At 57.5% G+C, this 19228-nt stretch carries 13 protein-coding genes and 1 tRNA gene; 8 read left to right on the top strand and 6 right to left on the bottom strand.

The window, feature by feature from the left end; translation table 11 throughout:
• The first annotated feature begins 200 nt into the window (after window positions 1-200).
• The 6 genes from pnp (at window position 201) to PLH32_09170 (ending at window position 7592) form a co-directional block, all read left to right on the top strand.
• Complete coding sequence (gene pnp / locus PLH32_09195; GenBank protein ID HQJ64769.1) at window positions 201-2321, top strand: polyribonucleotide nucleotidyltransferase; 2121 nt, start codon at window positions 201-203, stop codon at window positions 2319-2321.
• A gap of 126 nt (window positions 2322-2447) precedes the next feature.
• On the top strand, window positions 2448-3221 hold the full coding sequence (locus PLH32_09190; GenBank protein HQJ64768.1) for a polysaccharide deacetylase family protein: 774 nt from the start codon (window positions 2448-2450) through the stop codon (window positions 3219-3221).
• A gap of 3 nt (window positions 3222-3224) precedes the next feature.
• Window positions 3225-3671: a MerR family transcriptional regulator gene (locus PLH32_09185; GenBank protein HQJ64767.1), complete on the top strand. Its 447-nt coding sequence runs from the start codon at window positions 3225-3227 to the stop codon at window positions 3669-3671.
• A tRNA-Pro gene (locus PLH32_09180) sits at window positions 3648-3725 on the top strand. The genes PLH32_09185 and PLH32_09180 overlap by 24 nt, the downstream gene beginning before the upstream one ends.
• A gap of 511 nt (window positions 3726-4236) precedes the next feature.
• A complete protein-coding gene (locus PLH32_09175) occupies window positions 4237-6168 on the top strand; it encodes a choice-of-anchor Q domain-containing protein (GenBank protein ID HQJ64766.1) in 1932 nt (643 codons plus the stop codon).
• Entirely contained in the window at window positions 6168-7592 is a 1425-nt protein-coding gene (locus PLH32_09170) for a cation diffusion facilitator family transporter (protein HQJ64765.1), read from the top strand. The genes PLH32_09175 and PLH32_09170 overlap by 1 nt, the downstream gene beginning before the upstream one ends.
• Window positions 7593-7619: 27 nt before the next feature.
• Here the strand turns inward: PLH32_09170 and PLH32_09165 are convergent, their stop codons facing one another.
• The 6 genes from PLH32_09165 to PLH32_09140 form a co-directional block, all read right to left on the bottom strand.
• The gene (locus PLH32_09165) at window positions 7620-8774 is read right to left on the bottom strand and encodes a hypothetical protein (GenBank protein HQJ64764.1); all 1155 of its coding nucleotides are present in this window, start codon (window positions 8772-8774) and stop codon (window positions 7620-7622) included.
• Between the two features lie 37 nt (window positions 8775-8811).
• Complete coding sequence (locus PLH32_09160) at window positions 8812-9366, bottom strand: cytochrome c (protein HQJ64763.1); 555 nt, start codon at window positions 9364-9366, stop codon at window positions 8812-8814.
• A 19-nt stretch (window positions 9367-9385) separates the two neighbouring features.
• A complete protein-coding gene (locus PLH32_09155; GenBank protein ID HQJ64762.1) occupies window positions 9386-9931 on the bottom strand; it encodes a DUF3341 domain-containing protein in 546 nt (181 codons plus the stop codon).
• A gap of 1 nt (window position 9932) precedes the next feature.
• Window positions 9933-11333 carry a polysulfide reductase NrfD gene (gene nrfD / locus PLH32_09150; protein HQJ64761.1) on the bottom strand — a complete coding sequence of 467 codons (1401 nt, stop codon included), beginning with the start codon at window positions 11331-11333 and terminating at the stop codon, window positions 9933-9935.
• Window positions 11334-11364: 31 nt separating this feature from the next.
• Window positions 11365-14163, bottom strand: a complete 2799-nt coding sequence (locus tag PLH32_09145; GenBank protein HQJ64760.1) for a 4Fe-4S dicluster domain-containing protein — start codon at window positions 14161-14163, stop codon at window positions 11365-11367.
• A 110-nt stretch (window positions 14164-14273) separates the two neighbouring features.
• The gene (locus tag PLH32_09140) at window positions 14274-14921 is read right to left on the bottom strand and encodes a cytochrome c3 family protein (GenBank protein ID HQJ64759.1); all 648 of its coding nucleotides are present in this window, start codon (window positions 14919-14921) and stop codon (window positions 14274-14276) included.
• Between the two features lie 242 nt (window positions 14922-15163).
• On the opposite strand from PLH32_09140, the gene PLH32_09135 reads away from it, so the two are divergent.
• Window positions 15164-16894, top strand: a complete 1731-nt coding sequence (locus PLH32_09135; GenBank protein ID HQJ64758.1) for a glycogen/starch synthase — start codon at window positions 15164-15166, stop codon at window positions 16892-16894.
• 30 nt (window positions 16895-16924) lie between these two features.
• Complete coding sequence (locus PLH32_09130) at window positions 16925-19228, top strand: DEAD/DEAH box helicase (protein HQJ64757.1); 2304 nt, start codon at window positions 16925-16927, stop codon at window positions 19226-19228.

Raw genomic sequence — 19228 nt, 5'->3', positions numbered from 1 at the left:
ACGCAGCCGGTTTGTTCCACGCGGCTAAGGGCCGCGAGGAATGAATCGGCTGCGATGACGCAGGGCTTGGACTCTGCATTACTCACAAGAATCAGGTTGATATCACTCTATCATGAATGTGCGCAGTGCGCTTGCCTGCAAAAGACATTCTCCTCGCATCTTCATCCTCGGGGAAACGGCCTGGTCACAATGGAGGAACAATGGTAGTTAGAAAACAAACCGATTTTGAAGGTCAGCAGCTGATCATGGAAACTGGCAAGTTGGCCAAGCAGGCCAATGGCGCCTGCTGGGTCCAGCTGGGTGACACGGTCGTGCTAGCCGCTGTCGTCGCCGATAAGAAAGCCTCGGAGGAACGCGATTTCTTTCCGCTCACCGTCGATTATCGCGAAAAGGCCTATGCCGCTGGCAAAATCCCCGGCGGATTTTTTAAACGCGAAGGCAAGCCGACTGACGGCGAGGTACTCAGCGCCCGTCTGATCGACCGCAGCATCCGTCCGCTCTTCGCCAAGAGCTTCCGCAATGAAGTGCAGGTCTATGTCTGGGTGCTTTCAGCCGACAAGATCAACGACGCCGACGTCCTCGGCATCACCGCCGCCTCCCTGGCACTAGGCGTCTCCGATATCCCCTTTCAGACGCCCATCGCCGGCGTCCGCATCGGCAGGGTGGAGGGCCGTTTCATTGCCAACCCCACCTTCGAGCAGCAAGAGGAGAGCGATATCGACCTGGTCCTCTCCGCCTCCGAGGACTCCATCGTCATGGTCGAAGGCGAAGCGCGCGAGATCTCCGAAGAGGATATGATCGCCGCCCTGGAGTATGGCCATGACGCTATCCGCCGGATCCTCGCCCTTGAATCCCAGGTGGTCGCCGAAGCCGGCAAAACCAAGATGACTCTTCCCGAGCCCGAGGAAATTCCCGGACTCGTCGAGGCCGTCACGGCTTACAAGGAAGAACTCGCCCGTGCCCTCCGCGTGAAGGAGAAAGAAGCGCGCCGCGAAGGACTCGCTGCACTAAGCGAAAAGCTCCAGGCCGATCTGGCGGAGAGTTTCCCGGAGAAGAGCGTCAAGATCGCCGAGCTCTTTCATGATCTCGAAAAAAGCCTCATGCGTGAGATGGTGCTCCAGGATAAGAGCCGCCTCGACGGTCGCGGACTCAGCGACATCCGCGACATCTCCATCGAGGTCGGACTGCTGCCGCGCACCCATGGTTCAGCACTCTTTACCCGCGGCCAGACCCAGGCCCTCGCCTCGGTCACCCTCGGCACCAAGGTCGACGAGCAGCGCATCGAGGAGCTCGAAGGCGAATTCCGCAAGACCTATATGCTCCACTATAACTTCCCGAGCTTTTGCACCGGCGAGGTCAAGCCGAATCGCGGTGTCAGCCGTCGTGAAGTCGGCCATGGCAATCTCGCCGAAAGGGCGATCAAGCAAGTGATGCCGACGGAGAAACTCTTTCCCTATACCGTCCGCATCGTCTCCGATGTACTCGAGTCCAATGGCTCCTCTTCGATGGCCACCGTGTGCGCCGGCTCCCTTGCCTGTATGGATGCCGGGGTGCCCATCAAGAGCCCCGTGGCCGGCATCGCCATGGGTCTGATCAAGGAGGGCGATCAGGTCGCCGTGTTGACCGATATCCTCGGCGATGAGGACCATATGGGTGACATGGATTTCAAGGTTGCCGGCACGCGGGAGGGCATCACCGCCTTCCAGATGGATATCAAGATCAAAGGCATCTCGACGGCCGTCATGCGCGAAGCCCTGCAGCGGGCGCAGGCAGGACGCATTTTCATCCTTGACAAGATGACAGCGGTTATCGACAAACCGCGCGCCGAACTCTCCAACTATGCGCCGCGTATCGTCACGATCAAGATTCCGGTTGATTCGATCGGTTTGGTCATCGGACCCGGCGGCAAGAATATCCGGGAGATCGTCGAGCGCACCGAGACCACCATCGATATAAATGATGATGGTACAGTGACGATCGCCGCCGTCGATCCTGCCGCCTGCGAGAAAGCCTCCAGCATTATCAAGGCAATGACCGCCGAGGTCGAGGTCGGCACGGTTTATACCGGCAAGGTTAAAAAGATCGCCAAGTTCGGTGCCTTTGTGGAAGTGCTGCCTGGTCGGGAGGGACTGCTCCACGTCTCCGAGATTGAACATCGCCGTGTCGAACGCGTCGAAGATGTGCTCAAGGTCGGCGATGAGGTTCAGGTCAAGGTGATGAAGATCGATGGTGATGGCAAGATCGATCTCAGCCGCAAGGTTCTCCTGGAACGGCCGGCTGGCGCCCCGGAGAACAACCGGCCGCCGCACGGCAACCGCTAGGCAAAAGCCTACAGCGGCGCCCTCCGCTGTACTGCCATTCCCGGCATCCGCACCCGCTGCGGATGCCGGTCTTTTTTTATGCCGTTACTACACCGATTCGCTTTTACGCATCTTCACAGGATCCCCATGCCGATTCTCGCTTATCATATGGTGGAGCCCCGCTTCGATTTGGCCATCACTCGGGTCACGCCGCCGCAGTTTGCCCGTCAGATCCGGACCCTGCTGCAGGCCGGCTATGCGATCATGCCGTTGCGGACGTATCTGCAGTCTGTGGACAGCCAGGAAAAGCGCGTTGCGCTGACCTTTGACGATGCCTATGCTTCCGTGTACAAACATGCCTGGCCGGTGCTTGCCGCACACCGGCTCAGCGCGACTCTGTTCGTGCCGGCCGGTTATGTGGGTAAAATGGACGATTGGGATGTTAACCTGTGTGGGCTCTCTTTCCCGCACATGACTCAGGATCAGATTTGCGAGCTTGCGGGTGCGGGCTGGGAGATCGGCTCTCATTCGCTGTATCACCGTGATCTGACGCGGATGGGAGCAGAGCAACGGTTGGAGGAGTTGGAAGGTTCAAAACGCCTGCTGGAGGCGATGACGGGCACGACGATCGATGCCATCAGTTATCCCTTCGGGAACACCAATGCAGCGGTCGTGGACTGCTGTAAGCGGGCGGGATACCGCTCCGGCGTGGTCATGGGCCGGTTTAATATAGCGCTTGAAGTGAATTATGTTTTGCCTCGATTGGGTGTCTACTTGTACGATTCGCCATTGCTCTTTGAAAAGAAAGTATTTGGAAAACACGAAAAATTGTTTAACTTTATACAGCGTGGCATTGATTTCTGTTCCGATGGTACTGTTCTGGTCAAACAGGGGTTTAGAAAACCAAGAAAAAGTGCTTGATTATTGGAACAATTATCCCTATTTTATACATCTGATGAGCAGGCTCAGCCTCAGGTCACGCCCAAGATGGAAGAGAAAGCGATTAAGAGGCTTTACTATTCCATTGCCGAGGTGAGTCGCATCACCGGTCTCAAACCGTATGTGTTGCGGTACTGGGAGACCGAGTTTCGCGAGCTTCGGCCTGCTAAAAACCGCGCCGGCAACCGTATCTACCGCAAGAATGATATCAGGTTGCTATTTGTCATCAAACGCCTTCTTTATTACGAAAAATATACGATTGAAGGTGCGCGGCAGAAATTAGCGCAGATCAAGCGCAGCAATGACGCCCAGCTCAATCTTTCGCTTTATGAAGCCAAAAGCCAGGATGTGATCGAGGAGCTGCGACATGGTCTTAGAGAGCTGGCGAAACTGTTGGACGATTTACATCGGGGCGTAGCGCAGTCCGGTTAGCGCACTTGACTGGGGGTCAAGGGGTCGCAGGTTCGAATCCCGCCGCCCCGACCAAGAAGATGCAAAAAGGGTTATCCTGTTTCACGGATAGCCCTTTTTTGTTGCTTAGGAACGATCAGCGGGGCGTGACCGACAAAAATCCTGATTTGTGATCCAGAGCCACAATCTCAGGCCTGAAATCGGGGTCGATGCGAATTATGGATTGACATTCTGTTCTAATTTGGCTATCTTGCCATCAGAATCGGAACGTACGCGAATGGTACTTCTCTTTTCCTCTGGATTTCATCCGATTTACTCACCTGAGCTCTTGATCGAAACAGACTGACACCTGCGGGATGGGATTGCTTCCGTGATTCCTGCTGGAGGCCTAGTTTGAAGGTTGTTCACATTGCATTTCACATCCATGGGGAAAAACATGAAAAGTATTCTGCATGTGGCCACTCTTTGCGCAGTGACGCTCGTTTACGGGCTCCTGGCTGCCTTTACTGCTGCTGAAGCGGCGGATCCGGTTTTGTTTTTTTCCGATCTGGATTGGGGTCCCAAATCGGGATGGGAGGGTTCTTCGGTGCGTGGGGCGGCGGTGACGATCTGGGGCCGGAATTTTGGAGCAACCCGCGGCAGCAGTTACGTTACTGTAAATGGCGCCCAGGCCACTGACTATGCGGAATGGGGCGCTGCCGGGCCCGCCAGGGGACTGGAGCGCATTACCTTCTGGCTCAACAGTTCTTGTCAGGATGGTGACGGTCAGATCACGGTGACTGTCGGGGGGGTTCCTTCCAATCCGCTGCCTTTCAAGGTGATGTCCGGCGTGATCTATTTTATCGCCCCATCGGGAAATAACAGCAACGACGGGCTTTATGCGACCTCGCATGGTGGAAGTAAGGGGCCTTTTCGCGACCTGTATATGTTCAACCCCGGCACCCTCTCCAACGGCAAGAATCCATCCGGAGACGGCCAATATATAGTCTATGTGCGCTCCGGCCAATATAGCCGCCTGGATGTTGACGAAGCCTTTGTCGCGCTGCGTGGGCCATACGGGGGTGAAACGAAACGTAAGGCCCTGGTTGGGTATCCTGCTGAAACACCGGTGCTCAATACCTCATCGGCGACCAGGGGAGTGATCTGGGAGGCTGCATATAGTCCGTATGGACGCATCAATTATTTTACCTTCGCAAAATTACGGGTGGAAGGCGGGACGTCTGCTTTTGGGGTCTGGGGTGACTATACGCGAGTGGTCGGGAATTATATGAAGGATATGTTGGCGGAGGCGTGGACGGGCGTCGTGATGGTTGACAATTCGCAAAATACCGTGGTGTTTGGCAATATGTTTGAACATTGCGGCTACGACAGCTACAAGCACAACATCTATGTCAAGACCCATCCGGATTATGTAAGTGGCGACAAGAGCGTGGATGAATGCAATATCGGCTGGAACGAATTTGCGGATGCCACCGCCGGATCGGACGCTAGAGGCGGTGTCATTTTTATCTCACGGGCGAGTGGCACCAACGGCAAATATACCCGAAATGTGCAGATTCATGATTGCTTCTTCCGTGGTGGCAATATGGATTTCATTTATATTGGCGACAATGTGGATATTGGCGATGTATTTATTTATAACAATATCTTGCGAGGGGGGAGCAGCATCAACGGAGGAATGACCTTTTACGCAGGGACCAACAACGTCTACCTCTATAATAATACGTTTTATCAAATCGGACTGCCAAATCAGGCGATGGTCTGGGGCACGGAGTTGGCGCATGCCTATTTCAGAAACAACATCTGGTACAGCTCAGCTGGGCAGGCTTTCTGTAATCTGGAAAGCTGGCGGGGGGCGACTTTCAGCTTCGACCATGACCTGTTCTATGATCCCGACGGAGCAACCTCCCTGCCAACGGGTGACAATATTACCACCGTCAGCGCTCTGCGCGGTGATCCGAAACTGGCCAATCCCGCCGGTAATGATTTTCACATCCTGACTGGCAGCCCCGCCATCGATAGCGGAATCGCCACGGTCAGTTCGCTCGTCTCCAGGGATTATGACGGCAGCAGACGTCCGCAAGGCTCCGCCTTCGATATCGGCGCCTTAGAATATAGCACCATAACCTCTGTCCAGCTTTTCTCAATTACACCGGTTGCGCTGGACTTTGGCAATCTGGAGGCTGATAAAACTCTGCTCATCAGTAACCTCAGTGGCAGCCCGCTGAGTTGGACTGCCCAGACGGATCAGCCCTGGCTCAGTGTCGCACCGTCACAAGGAACAGCCTTATCCGAGCCGGTTGTCCTGAATGTAGCAGTGGATCGCAGAACGCTGGCTGCTGGCGCCTATTCGGGCCACGTAACCCTCACGGCCGTGAGTACTTCTACCACGGTTCCGGTCCTTATGAGCTGCACCCCCGATACGGTTCCACCCGCCCGGCCGCAGGGCGTACGGGTCATTTTTGACTCAGGGTCATCGCAAGAACGCCTTGACCTGGAAAGGAAAAACACCCGGTAATGGATCCGAACGCACTGAAGACAGGAGATCTGGAGAAAAGACGGGTCGCTCTGACCTCGGTTTTAGCAGCTGTTTTTCTGACGGGATTCAAGCTTTTTATCGGTCTCGAGACGGGCAGCCTGGGCATTCTCGCCGAGGCCGCTCACTCCGCACTTGATCTGATCGCTGCCGTGATCACCCTGCTGGCGGTGCGCATATCAGGCCGGCCTGCAGATCGCGAACACACCTACGGACATGGCAAGGTCGAGAATCTCTCCGCGTTGGCTGAAACCTTGCTGCTTCTTCTCACCTGTGTCTGGATCATATATGAATCGGTCAATCGTCTGTTCTTCAAGACTGCTGCCGTAGAGGTCAATGCCTGGGCTTTTATCGTGGTTATCCTCGCGATCGTGATCGATTATGGCCGTTCGCGTGCTCTTGCCCGTGCTGCGAAGAAACACAACAGCCAGGCGCTCGAGGCCGATGCGCTGCATTTTGCGACCGACATCTGGTCCTCGCTAGTGGTGTTGGGTGGACTGGTCATGGTCCTGATCGCCGAACAGACCGGCCTACCTTGGCTGATCAAGGGAGATGCTTTGGCGGCGCTCATCGTCGCAATTATCGTCATCCAGGTCAGCGTTCAGCTCGGGCGCCGGACCATCAGCGGGCTTCTCGACGCTGTTCCAGCGGACCTGCTGGATCAGATCCATCAGGTCATCCAGGTGCCCGGCGTCCTTCAGGTGGGGCGCGTTCGTGCCCGCCACAGCGGCCCTGACGCCTTTGCCGATCTGACCGTGATGGTCTCCCGAGATACCTCGCTTGAGCAGGCGCATGCGATTGCTGCCGCGGTTGAAGAAGAGGTGCACAAGATCATGCCCGGATCCGATGTGGTCGTCCACCTCGATCCAATCGAAACCGATAACGAATCGGTCTTCCAGGTCATCCGCCTGGCCGCCGCACGCTTGGAACTCTCAGTGCACGGCATCCGCATTTACACCTTGCACGGCAAGGATTATCTCGAACAACATGTCGAGGTCAATGAGGATCTCACCCTGGAGCAAGCCCATTCCAGGGCTACGGAATTCGAAGTGACACTACACCGGATTCTGCCCGGAATCGAACAAATCGTCACTCATATCGAACCCGTAGGCGAATCCTGGTCGCGACGCAAGCCGGTGCAGGTGAGCACCAGTGAGATTCGCAAAATTCTGCGCGCCCTCCCGGAAGTCACACAATCCGGCATGGACATCCACGATCTGATGGTGCGCAGGGTGGACCGGGAGATCCACCTCTCGTTTCACTACAGCCTGGCAGCCGAACTGCCGATCAAGGAAGCCCATCTATTGACCGAAAAAATAGAGCAGGCGCTCCGTCGCCAAATACCCAATCTCGGCCGGGTGATTATTCATACGGAGCCGGGAGCGGTTTCAGGAAGAAAGAAGTAAGGAGGCAGGAGGGTCCGAAGCACGACCCTAGGGTTTTATAACAGCCAGCCGCGGTGCCAGGGGATGCCGGCTGGAAATCCAGCCTAGCCACCAGATCATGCTCGCCATAACCCCCACCAGTGATACAAGATCCTGCCACGAAAGCACCAAACCCTCCGCATGCAGGGCCGGCATCACCAGCCAGTGCAGGTCCACTCCGTGCATCACGAGCAGCCAGCCTGACAGCAGACCCAGCATCAGCAAATTCCGCTTCGCCCATCGCGTTAAAAGCAGTAGGAAAGGTACCATAAAATGGCCGAATACCAGTATCAAGCTAATCGCCCTCCAGCTGCCATGCCAGCGATGTTGATACCAGATGGTCTCTTCCGGAATATTGCCGTACCAGATGAGGAAATACTGCGAAACGCCCATATAGGCCCAAAAGATGGTGAAGGTAAGGAGCATCCGGCCCAGGTCATGATAGGTCTCTATCCCGATGGTCTTGGTCAAATACCCGCGGACCTGCAGGTAACGGGAAAGGAGAATGATGCCTGCTAATCCGGCAACAACAAAGCCGGAAAAGACATAAAGACCGAAAATGGTCGAATACCAGTGGGCATCCAAGGACATCAGCCAGTCGAAGGCTGCAAAGGTCACGGTAAGGCCGAAGAGGATCACACCCGCTGCACTGAGCTTGCGCATCCGCGCCGGTAGCTGCCCTGCGCTGTCTTTGTCCTCTTGAAGGCTGAGGGCGCGAAGCCGGAGTGCGAGCAGGGTCCATACACTCAGGTAAATCAGGGCACGTGCGATAAAAAAAGAGGAATTGAGAAAAGGGGTCTTGAACTGGATCAAATGATCTTCGGCGACTGTAGCGGCGCGGCTCCACGGGTAGAGTTCCTGCAGGCCGAAGAACAGCGGTAGCGTCAGCACGAAGAGGATAGGTAAGGTCGCTCCGAGGTTCTCCAGGAGTCGGCGGACCGGCGAGCTCCACTCCGCGCCGGTCAGGTGAAAAACCATGTTCAGAAAAAGGGCGCCGAGTGCGATGGAGAGGACAAAGAGGACGGCGACAAGCCAGGAGTGATAAAACTGCGCAGGATTCTGCACCACGCCCAGCCCGCACAGCAGCAAGGCGCCCAGGGCAAACCAGCCCGCCAAGCGGCTGCAGCGCGGCATTCCGGAGAGATGGAGCTCTTCTGAGTTCATAGTATCGTCGGATATAAGGGGTGAAGGCGTTTTCCGCCTACCGATGTTGCAGGCGTCGCACCTGGGCTACAATCGCCCAGCGGTCAGCCGTCGGAATCTGATGAGCGTGCGATGGCATCATGCGCACGCCATGACTGATTACATTAAAAAAGTAGCCGTCACCTTCCCGCATCAGCCGCTCTTCCCAAAACACCGGCGGCGGAATGAAGCCGCGTTGGATGACGCTTCCCTGACCATCGCCCTGCAAACCATGGCAGGGTTTGCAAAACACCGCGAAACGATCGGCGCCACGGGTCATCAACTCAAGCGTGGTGGGGATCGGTGCTATCGCGAGCGGCTGGCCCGCCTCATCCACACCCTGGTAAAAGGCCATATCCTCATGCCAATCACCGGCGGTGATGCTACCCGGGACTGGCATGCGCATGGCGGCATGATCGGTGAAAAAACTGCTCGCGGCTTCTGTCTTGTATTTGGGCTGATGGTCCATGTCCAGCACGGCATGCAGTGGCGGTTTGCTGGACTCGGCGCCGCGTTGACAGCCGGAGATGATCAGCAGAAATAATAGAGCCGCTAGGCAAGGTACTCGAGTCATGTCGCGTACAATCCCCGAATTAGGTTTTTTCCAGCAGTTCTTCCACGCGGAATGCCCGCGTAGCGAGCAGGAGGGTACGGGTTTTTTCGGGATCGAAGAGCGGATCCGCGGCCTCAATACTGATAAAAAAACCATCGGTTGTCACCTGGGCAAAGCGGTCGGAGTGAAAAACGGCGTGATAGTATTGCGGCAGCTTGATCAGTGCCAGCATGCCGAATACAGCAGTGAAAGCCCCGAGCAGCACGGCCAGGCCGAAGGTGACGGGCATGAAGGCTTGATAGCTGAAGAAAGGCTTGCCCGAGATGATCAGCGGGTAATCGATCGCGCTGGTCCATCCTTGCAGCAGCACCGCCAGAGTCGCCCCGGTGAACGCTGCGGCGCCGACCCAATAGCCCAAAGGCGACCGCCGCAAGCGCATGGCCTCATCCATTCCGTGAATCGGGAAGGGGGAATGGCAATCAAAAAGATGGTAGCCGGTCTCCGCCACCTGGCGGGCGGCAGCTAGAAGTTCGTCCGGTCCGGCATATTGGGCCAGCATGCCCTGGCTGCTGCGCTCTCTCGACATATCAGACCTGCTCGGTTTCGGATTCAATGGCCGCGAGCGGCGCAGTGGCGGGCGTGGCTTGTGCCTGCGGCAAAATTGCCTTCACCTCGGACATAGCGATGATCGGCAGAAAACGGACAAAGAGAAGAAAAAGCGTGAAAAAAAGGCCGAATGAACCAAGCAGGATTCCGGCATCCACCCAGGTGGGCTTGTAGTAGCCCCACGCTCCTGGCAAATAATCCCGGGAAAGAGAGGAGACGATAATGACAAACCGTTCGAACCACATCCCGACGTTGATCAGCAAAGCGGCGACGAACATCACCGGAACGGAGGTGCGAAGTTTTTTAAACCAGAATATCTGCGGGATCAGGACGTTACAGCTGATCATAATCCAGTAAGCCCAGGCGTAAGGCCCGAAGGCGCGGTTAAGAAAAGTGAAACGCTCGTAGAGATTACCGCTGTACCAGGCGATGAAGAATTCGACGCCATAGGCATACCCGACCATGAGCCCAGTGAGCAGCATGATTTTGCACATATTCTCGAGATGCCGCAGAGTGATGATATTCTCGAGACTGAAAATACGGCGCACGATGATCGCCAGGGTGGTCACCATGGCGAAGCCGGAAAAGATAGCTCCGGCAACGAAATAGGGCGGAAAGATCGTAGTGTGCCACCCCGGAATGATGCTGGTGGCAAAATCGGTGCTGACGACGCTGTGCACCGAAAGCACCAGCGGGGTGGAGAGGCCGGCGAGCAGGAGGTAGGCCATTTCGTAATGCTGCCACTGTCGGTTGCCGCCACGCCAACCGAGCGAGAAGAGTCCGAGGGTGATTTTTTTGAACCGGGTTTTGGCCCGGTCGCGCAAGGTCGCCAGGTCGGGTACGAGACCCACATACCAAAAGAGGAGCGATACCGTGAAATAGGTGCTCACGGCGAAGACATCCCAGAGCAGCGGACTGCGGAAATTGGGCCACATCGACATCTGGTTCGGCAGCGGGAAGAGCCAGTATATCAGCCAGACCCGCCCGACATGGATGGTCGGAAAGATCAGCGCGCAGATCACGGCAAAAATGGTCATGGCTTCGGCGAAACGATTGATCGAGGTCCGCCATTGCTGCCGCAACAAAAATAGAATGGCGGAGATCAGGGTACCGGCATGGCCGATACCGATCCAGAAGACGAAATTAACGATGTCCCATGCCCAACCCACGGGGATGTTGTTGCCCCAAACGCCGATCCCGGTGCTCACCAGATAACCGATGAGCAGAACGAGAAATAGAGTCAGGCTGCTGCTCACCGCCAGTGCAATGTACCATCCTCTCGGGGTGGGACGATCGATCAATCCGCTCACCTGTTCTGTCAGGCCGGAAAATGTAGGATGGCCTTCGATCCAGTTTTCGTGTCTTGGTAAACTCGTGCTCAAGAGTGTATCCTGTCAAGGATTTGCTGCATCTTTACGTCAGCTTGGGATTCCGGTTTCGCAAGCGTGCCGAAAAAAGGGTTCGCGGACGCACATTCAGCTCGCCGAGCAGGGCATAGCTGCGCTCCGAGAGCCTGGCGCGGCTGACGGCGCTGGCTGGATCGCGAAGATTGCCGAACTCAATCGCCCCGGCCGGGCACGCTTGCTGGCAGGCAGTCTTGACCTCACCATCCACCAGAGGGCGTCCTTCCAGTTTGGCCTTGTTTTTTGCCAGGGTGATCCGCTGCAGGCAATAGGTGCATTTTTCCATCACCCCGCGCATGCGCACGGTCACATCCGGATTCTGCGCCATCTTTTTCAATTCGTCCATCTTTTGGGTGTAATCGAAAAAGTTGAAACGGCGCGCCTTGTAGGGACAGTTGTTGGAACAGTAGCGCGTGCCAACACAACGGTTGTACACCATGACGTTCAGCCCCTCGCGGTCATGCACCGTCGCTGCGACTGGACACACCTGCTCGCAGGGCGCATTCTCGCAGTGCTGGCAAGCCACCGGCTGATGCACCATCTCCGGATTATCGGGATTCCCATTAAAGTAACGGTCGAGACGAATCCAGTGCATCTCCCTTCCCTTGGCCACTTGCTCTTTGCCGACAACTGGGATGTTGTTCTCGCTTTGACACGCAATCGTGCAGGCGTTGCAGCCGATACAGGCATTCAGGTCAATCACCATACCCCACTGATACCCGCTGGTATACTCGTGCTCCTTCCAGAGGTTTTGCAGAGGTGGGTGTTCAGCTGCTTTGTGGGCAAATCCGGGATTTCTGTGATACTCCTCCAGATCGGCTTCGAGGACCAGAGGACGTCCGGCCATTCCCGGGAACTCCTGGGTGCAAGCCAGGAGATGGTGCCCGCCCGCAGGTGCGATCACTGCGCCCACGGCAAAACCCAGGCCTGTACAACTCCGCAAGGGCCCCACATCGAATCCGGCCCCGTTACCGACGGCTCCGGCATTCGTCCGTCCATACCCCAATTCCAGCACGATCGAACCTTCGGCCTGGCCGGGGACGATACTTACCGGAATCCGGATCGTGCGTGCACCAAGCGCGATCTGCGCCAGATCGCCGTCGGACAAGCCCAGCTTATGCGCCAACTTGCGGCTGATGCGCGCCGGATTGTCCCAGGCGATCTTGGTGACGGGATCGGGAAGTTCCTGAAGCCAGGCGTTGTTGGCCCAGCGGCCGTCATAGAGTGCCGAGGGCTGGAATACCACCTCGATCTCATCTGTAAAGGAGGAGGGCAGGGGGTATCGGGCCAGATGGGCCTCGATGCGCGCCATTTCCGGAAACAGTGGCACGAGCGAGGTCGCCTGGTGCACGCCGGCATGTAAAAGCCGGCGCCAGGATTTCTCGTAAGTGTCTGCGGGCAAGATGGTTTGCCAGGTCTCGCGCACCAGTTCGTAGCCACTCCGCTCACGCCCCTGGCCGAGCAGCGCCAGTAGCTCCGCTGTGCTGCGGCCGCCGAAGAGCGGCTCGATCATCGGCTGGATGGAGCTGAACTGGCCCTCGACACTTCGGCTATCTCCCCAGGATTCAAGAAAATGGGCGGCCGGAAGATGCCAGGTGGTGCGGACTGAGGTCTCGTCGGCGCGGTCGCTGAGGTGCAGGCTAAAGCCGACTTTGCCCAGGGCGGCAGCGAAATCGAGATCCGCCGGCGCCGCATAGAGCGGATTACCGCCGAGGATAGCCAGATGGGTGATCGCACCGGCAGCCATCCTGGCCGTCAGGTTCGTCAAGGCTGGTGTGCTGGGGAGGGTGGCGTGCTCGATGGGAAAAAAATCGAGCGTTTTACCGACATTGCCCAGAGCCAGATTGAGTGCGTAGAGCAGCAGATGCAGCTCAGCCGGCTGCCGGCGGCCGGCCACGATCAATCCGCTGCCGCGGTGATCGAGCAGATCACGGGCGACTGCTGCAATCCAGCGCTGTTCAAGCTCCTCCTGCAGCGGTGGTGCCGCCAGAGCTGCAAAGGGCGACAGACCCTGCCGACCCAGCTCTGCCGCCAGAGCCAGCGCCAGGGGGGCGATTTGCGAGGATGCCTTCGGCAGACGATGGTCGGCAGCTCCTCCGGTGACTGTCATGCTGGGCTCTACAACATACAGGCGGTTCCTGAGGCCGCACGCTGGAGTCACCTGACGGCCCGCTGAAAAGCCGCGGACGTGGCGCAGGTGCTCGCTTTCACCATAAAAAGAATCGGCATCCAGGCAGAGAAGGATCTCCGCCCGATCGAAGTGCGCCAGGGGATAGGCGTCGCGGCCGCAGGCGATCCCGGCAGCTGCAAGCAGGGTTTCATCACTGATGGAATCCCAGGTCACCCAGGTCATCTCCGGCAGGGCAGCCACCAACTCCCGCTGCAGACGGCTGAGCGTCGGAGAGGCGAAGGATTCGGACAAGACCGCAAAGCCCTTTCCGCGACGGCGCTGCAGCGCGATCAACTCTTGCTTCCAGGCGCCCAGAAAGTCCGTCCAACTTGCAGGTGTGCCGGCGTGCAGCGGCTGCCGCGACCGCTCGGGATCGTATAAATTGAGGATGGCGGCTTGCATGAAGAGGTCGGAGGCGCCCAGAGAGGCAGGATGGCCCTCTAGACCCTCGATCTTGGTCGGACGGCCGTCAAAGGTTGAAACCAGCACACCGGCCGGATTGAGCCCCAGCGGCATGGTACTGGCATAGGGGACCGGTATGCCCGGTACGCGCTCCTCTAGACCCTTGACGTACGGCAGAATTTTTTCGACGGGTTTGCGGCAGCCTGAGAAGCCGGCCAGGGCCAGCGATGCGCCCATCAAGGATAAAAATTGTCGTCGGTTCGGTAGATCCAGGTTCAAGGCCATCGGAGAACTCGGAGAGCAGTCCGGTGCCGGCCCGGGGTTCAGTGAATTTACGGTGGACATCCTCATCGGTGACATCCCGAACAATCTTGTGGTGGATTGATCTTTCTCTCCATCCGCAGGGCGGCGGCAAACCGGGCCTGATCTGCAGCCGGTTTCCATTCCATCGAGGTGATCTCCGACGCCGGACGCAGGCTGGGATCCGCATTCCGGTGGCAGGCGAGGCACCATCCCATGCTCAGCGGCGCCATTTGCTTTACAACAACCATGCGCGCGATCATTCCATGGCACGTCGAGCAGCCCACACCCGCAGCCAGGTGGGCACTGTGATTGAAATAGGCATAATCCGGGAGCAGGTGAACTCTGGCCCAGACGATAGGAAGGTTCGAACTCCAACTCTCACGGACCGGCATCAACCGGCTGCTCTCTGGAAGGAGGAGTTTGTGACAGTTCATGCAGGTCTGCGTCGGCGGCAGGTTGGCATGCGGCGCGGCCTCAATGGCATGATGACAGTAGCGGCAGTCCATCCCCAGGTCGCCTGCATGCAAGGCGTGACTGTAAGGGACAGGTTGTTGGGGACGGTAGCCGGCATCGGTATAACGCGGGGAACCGTAGAAGGAAAAGAAGCCTATCGCACCGGCCAGCGCCAGCAATACCAGGGCTGCCAAGGAAAGGGGGAGTTTGTTCGACCATCGCTTGAAAAGTTGAGCCAAGAACGTCCATCCTCTCAAGATTTGCGGTGGAAAGGGTTAAGGTTTCCAAACCTGCAGGACAGAAGTGGCGAACGTAAAGGAATATAGCTTTTGCAGAGGCCATCTGCAAGGAAAAAAAGCGCGAATCGATGAAATCCCGCTGTATCGTGCGACCGGATGATCTATTATATTGCAAATAGGAAAAAAAAGCTTAAATTGAAGCGTTAAGATCCTGTATATCTATCTTCCGGAGGGAGCCTCCCGTGGCTGCATTCGATACCTGGCATAAAGACTGGTCCCTGATGGGTCTCTTTTTTACAGCCGATGAGACTGCGCGAATCTATAGCCGCGTGGCGGCTTTAGCCTTCGAAAACCTCGTTTTCGCCTCTTTCGAGAGCCGGTTTGCCCGCAGTGGCGGACTGGCTGCGGTCACGGTCAACACACTGCCCTGGCTGGAGCAGATCAACGACTTCAAACGCGCCATTCTGATCTCTCCCCTCTACCCAAAGATCATGGCCAAGACGCCCCTCCGTGACACCGGCAAAAAAGTCAGCGTCCTGTTCGCCCAACGGCTGGTCGAGGTCGAGGTCTGGTGCTATGCGGCGCCTTACACTGCGCCGGTGCCGGGCCAGATCCTGGAGTACTTTTTGCGGGCCGAGGGCTTTTTTGGCGCCGAAAATCCTCTGAACGACCCCTACGGGTATTTCCAGGATCAACCTGAAGCCAACGATGCCGCTCTCCGCGCCAACAGCCTCCTGTTCTGCAAGGCCTTGCCTGCGGTTCTCGCTGCTCTGGGCCTGACCAATCATGTCATTGTCCATGCTCAGGAGTGGCAAACGGCGCTGCTCGCGCTGACGATCAAGGAGGCAGTTTGCGAAGAGCGTTTGCAGGGTTGCGGCGTTATCTTTACTATCCATAATCCATTCGATAACCATTTTTCAGCCGCCGAACTGATGCAAATCGCCGATCCAGCCCGCCGGGTGCGGATTGAACACATGCTTTCGCACGGCGCGACGGCCTGGGAGATCGGTCTGCAATTGGCAGACGGCCCGATCGTCACGGTGAGCGAAAATTTTGCCCACGAGTTCACCCGCGACCCGATCCATACCGGCTACTTCGCCCCCCATTTGCAGCCCATTTTCCAGCGCGGCGGCGTCTATGGCATCAATAACGGTCCCTTTCTGCCTTACTCGGACGACTTTCCCCGCCGCGAAAAACACACGCACAAGGAGATCGCCCGGATCAAGCGCGCCAAACGGGCCGAGCTGCTCCAGATTCTCGAAAGCTATTCTCCTCCCGAGCGCTTCGGGCACCTGACCTGGCAGGGGGGAAGCATCACCGGGCTGCCTGATGAGGTGCCCATCCTGGTGATGAGCGGCCGGCTTGATCCCGGCCAGAAGGGCTATGACATCCTCCTGCAGGCGCTCGAGCGCTTCGCCATCGATGAGATCAAGGTGATTCTTACGCCGATGGCAACCCGCCCCAGCGATCTTGACTACTTTTACCAGGTGGCCGCCCGGTATGACGGCAATCTGATGGTTTTTCCTATCCGGATGCAGCAGGGGTATCAGGCCCTGCAGTCCGGCAGCACCTTCGGGCTCATGCCCTCGATTTATGAACCCTTCGGCGCTGCGATAGAGTATATGGTTTCTGGTACAGCTGTAATTGCTAGGAATACGGGAGGTTTGGCGGATCAGATAAAGCATGATATCAATGGTATTCTGTTCAGAGAGCGGCCGGATCACTATACCCTGGACCAGATTCGTGCCTTCGCTGGAGCGGCGGCCATCGTCCAATGGCGGAAAACCAATCCCTGGGTTCGCGATATGGTCGATGCCCTCGAAGCCGCTTTGCGTTACGGCATGCGCCTCTTCCGTGAACGGCCGGACGCCTACTATGAGATGATCCGCCAGGGGTTTGTCCAGGCCGGCCAGTTCTCCTGGGAGAAGAACGCCCGGGAATATGGTGCGGTCTATGATCAGGTGCGGAAATAGGGCATACAGGGGAGGAGGACGTCCGAAACGATGAATATGGAGCAACTGATCGACGTGCTCAAGCGGGATGAGGCCTTTCTGCAACAGGTCACCCTGTGGCGCGAGATCGAACCGCAGCCGGCCGTCTTCGCCCCTTTTCCCTGCGCCCTGGATCCGCGTCTGGTCGCGGCGCTGCAGCGGCATGGCATCCGCCAGCTTTACTCCCACCAGGCGCAGGCGCTGGCGGAGATCCTGGCAGGCCGTAATACCGTGGTGGTCACCCCAACCGCCTCCGGGAAGACCCTCTGTTACAACATCCCCGTGCTCCAGGCCGTCCTGAAAACCCGCGAGGCGCGCGCGCTCTATCTTTTTCCAACCAAAGCCCTTTCGCAGGATCAGGTGGCCGAGCTGCATGCCCTGATCGCTCTCCTCTCACCGGAGATCGATTTCGATATTCGCAGTTACACCTTCGACGGCGACACACCGGTCACCGCGCGCAAGGCGATCCGAACATCCGGCCACATTGTGGTCACCAACCCGGACATGCTCCACAGCGGTGTGTTGCCGCATCATACCCTATGGGTCAAGCTCTTTGAGAACCTTCGCTACATCGTCATCGACGAGATCCACAATTATCGCGGTGTCTTCGGCAGCCATGTCGCCAATGTGCTGCGGCGTTTGAAACGGATCTGCGCCTTTTATGGCACACAGCCGCAGTTCATCTGCTGCTCGGCGACCATAGCCAATCCCAGTGATTTTGCGCACCATCTTACCGGCGAGGCGATGGCCCTGGTGGATGAGAACGGCGCACCGCGCGGCCGCAAACACTTCATTTTCTACAATCCCCCGATCGTCAACCGAGAATTGGGCATCCGCCGCTCCTACATCCAGGAGACCGAGAAGATCGCCGGGAAATTCCTCTGCCATGGCATTCAAACGATCGTCTTCGCGCGTAGCCGGATGCGTGTCGAAATCCTGTTGACTTATCTCAAAGACTTCATGCGGCACATCAAAAAACCGGCGGAACTGGTGCGCGGCTACCGCGGCGGCTATCTGCCCAGCGAACGACGCGAAATCGAGAGGGGGTTGCGCAGAGGTGAAATTCTCGGGGTGGTGAGCACCAATGCCCTCGAACTCGGGATCGATATCGGCCAGCTCCAGGTCTGCATCATGGCTGGATATCCCGGCACCATCGCCAGCACCTGGCAGCAGGCAGGGCGGGCCGGCCGGCGCAACGACGCCGCCATCGCCATTCTGGTGGCCTCGAGCTCGCCCCTCGACCAATTCATCATCAGCCATCCGGAATACCTCTTTGAGAAGAGCCCGGAAGCGGGGATCATCAACCCGGACAATCTCATCATTCTTCTCAGCCACATCAAATGCGCCGCCTTCGAGCTGCCGTTCTCCTTCAACGAGCGATTCGGCCGCCGCTGGGATGGGGAGGAGGGCGTCGATTCGACGCAGGAGATCCTAGCCTATCTCGAGGAGAACCGCGTCGTCCACAAAGCCGCCGAGCGCTGGCACTGGATGGCCGAGGTCTATCCCGCAGAGGCCATCAGCTTGCGCAGCGCCGCCGAGGAAAATGTGGTGATCATTGACCGAACGATGCCTCAGGAACGGGTGATCGGCGAAATCGATCTGTTCGCGGCCCCCTTGATGGTCCACGATGAGGCTATCTATCTTCACGGCAGCCAGCAATATCATGTCGATCACTTCGACTGGGAACGCCGCAAGGCCTATGTCCGAGAAGTAGCCGTAGACCATTACACCGATGCCCAGCTCAAAAGCGACCTCCGCGTTCTTGATATCAGTGAGGAACAATCCATCGGTGAGGCTATGGCCGGTTATGGCGAGGTTTCTGTCACCAGCGTGGCGACCATGTATAAAAAGATCAAATTCGGAACCCACGAGAATATCGGCTGGGGCAAGATCAGCCTCCCCGAATCGACCATGCACACGATGGCCTTCTGGTACGCCTTCCCCGAGCACATCCATGAAGAGCTGGGAATTCCGCAGCAGGAGTTCAGCGACGGACTCAAGGCGGCCGCCAATGTTCTGGGCAACATCGCCCCGCTCTTCATCATGGGCGATCCGCGCGATATTGCCGTGCTGCCGATGATGCGGTCCCCGCTCTGGCACAAACCTTCGCTCTTCATCTGGGAACGCTATCCCGGCGGCGTCGGCCACAGCGGCAAACTCTTCCAGATCTACCGCGAGGTCGTGCGTGCCGGCATCGAACTGGTGCAGCATTGTGGCTGCGAAAATGGCTGTCCCTCGTGCTCGGGACCGGCGCTCGAAGTGGGCGAGACCGGCAAACACCATGCGCTCCAGGTGCTGGAGGTGATGCTCCACTGA

Source organism: bacterium (genome assembly GCA_035419245.1).
Lineage (GTDB): Bacteria > Zhuqueibacterota > Zhuqueibacteria > Residuimicrobiales > Residuimicrobiaceae > JAKPUX01.
Note: the sequence above shows the minus strand (reverse complement) of the source record. Positions and strands in the feature narration are given on the sequence as shown.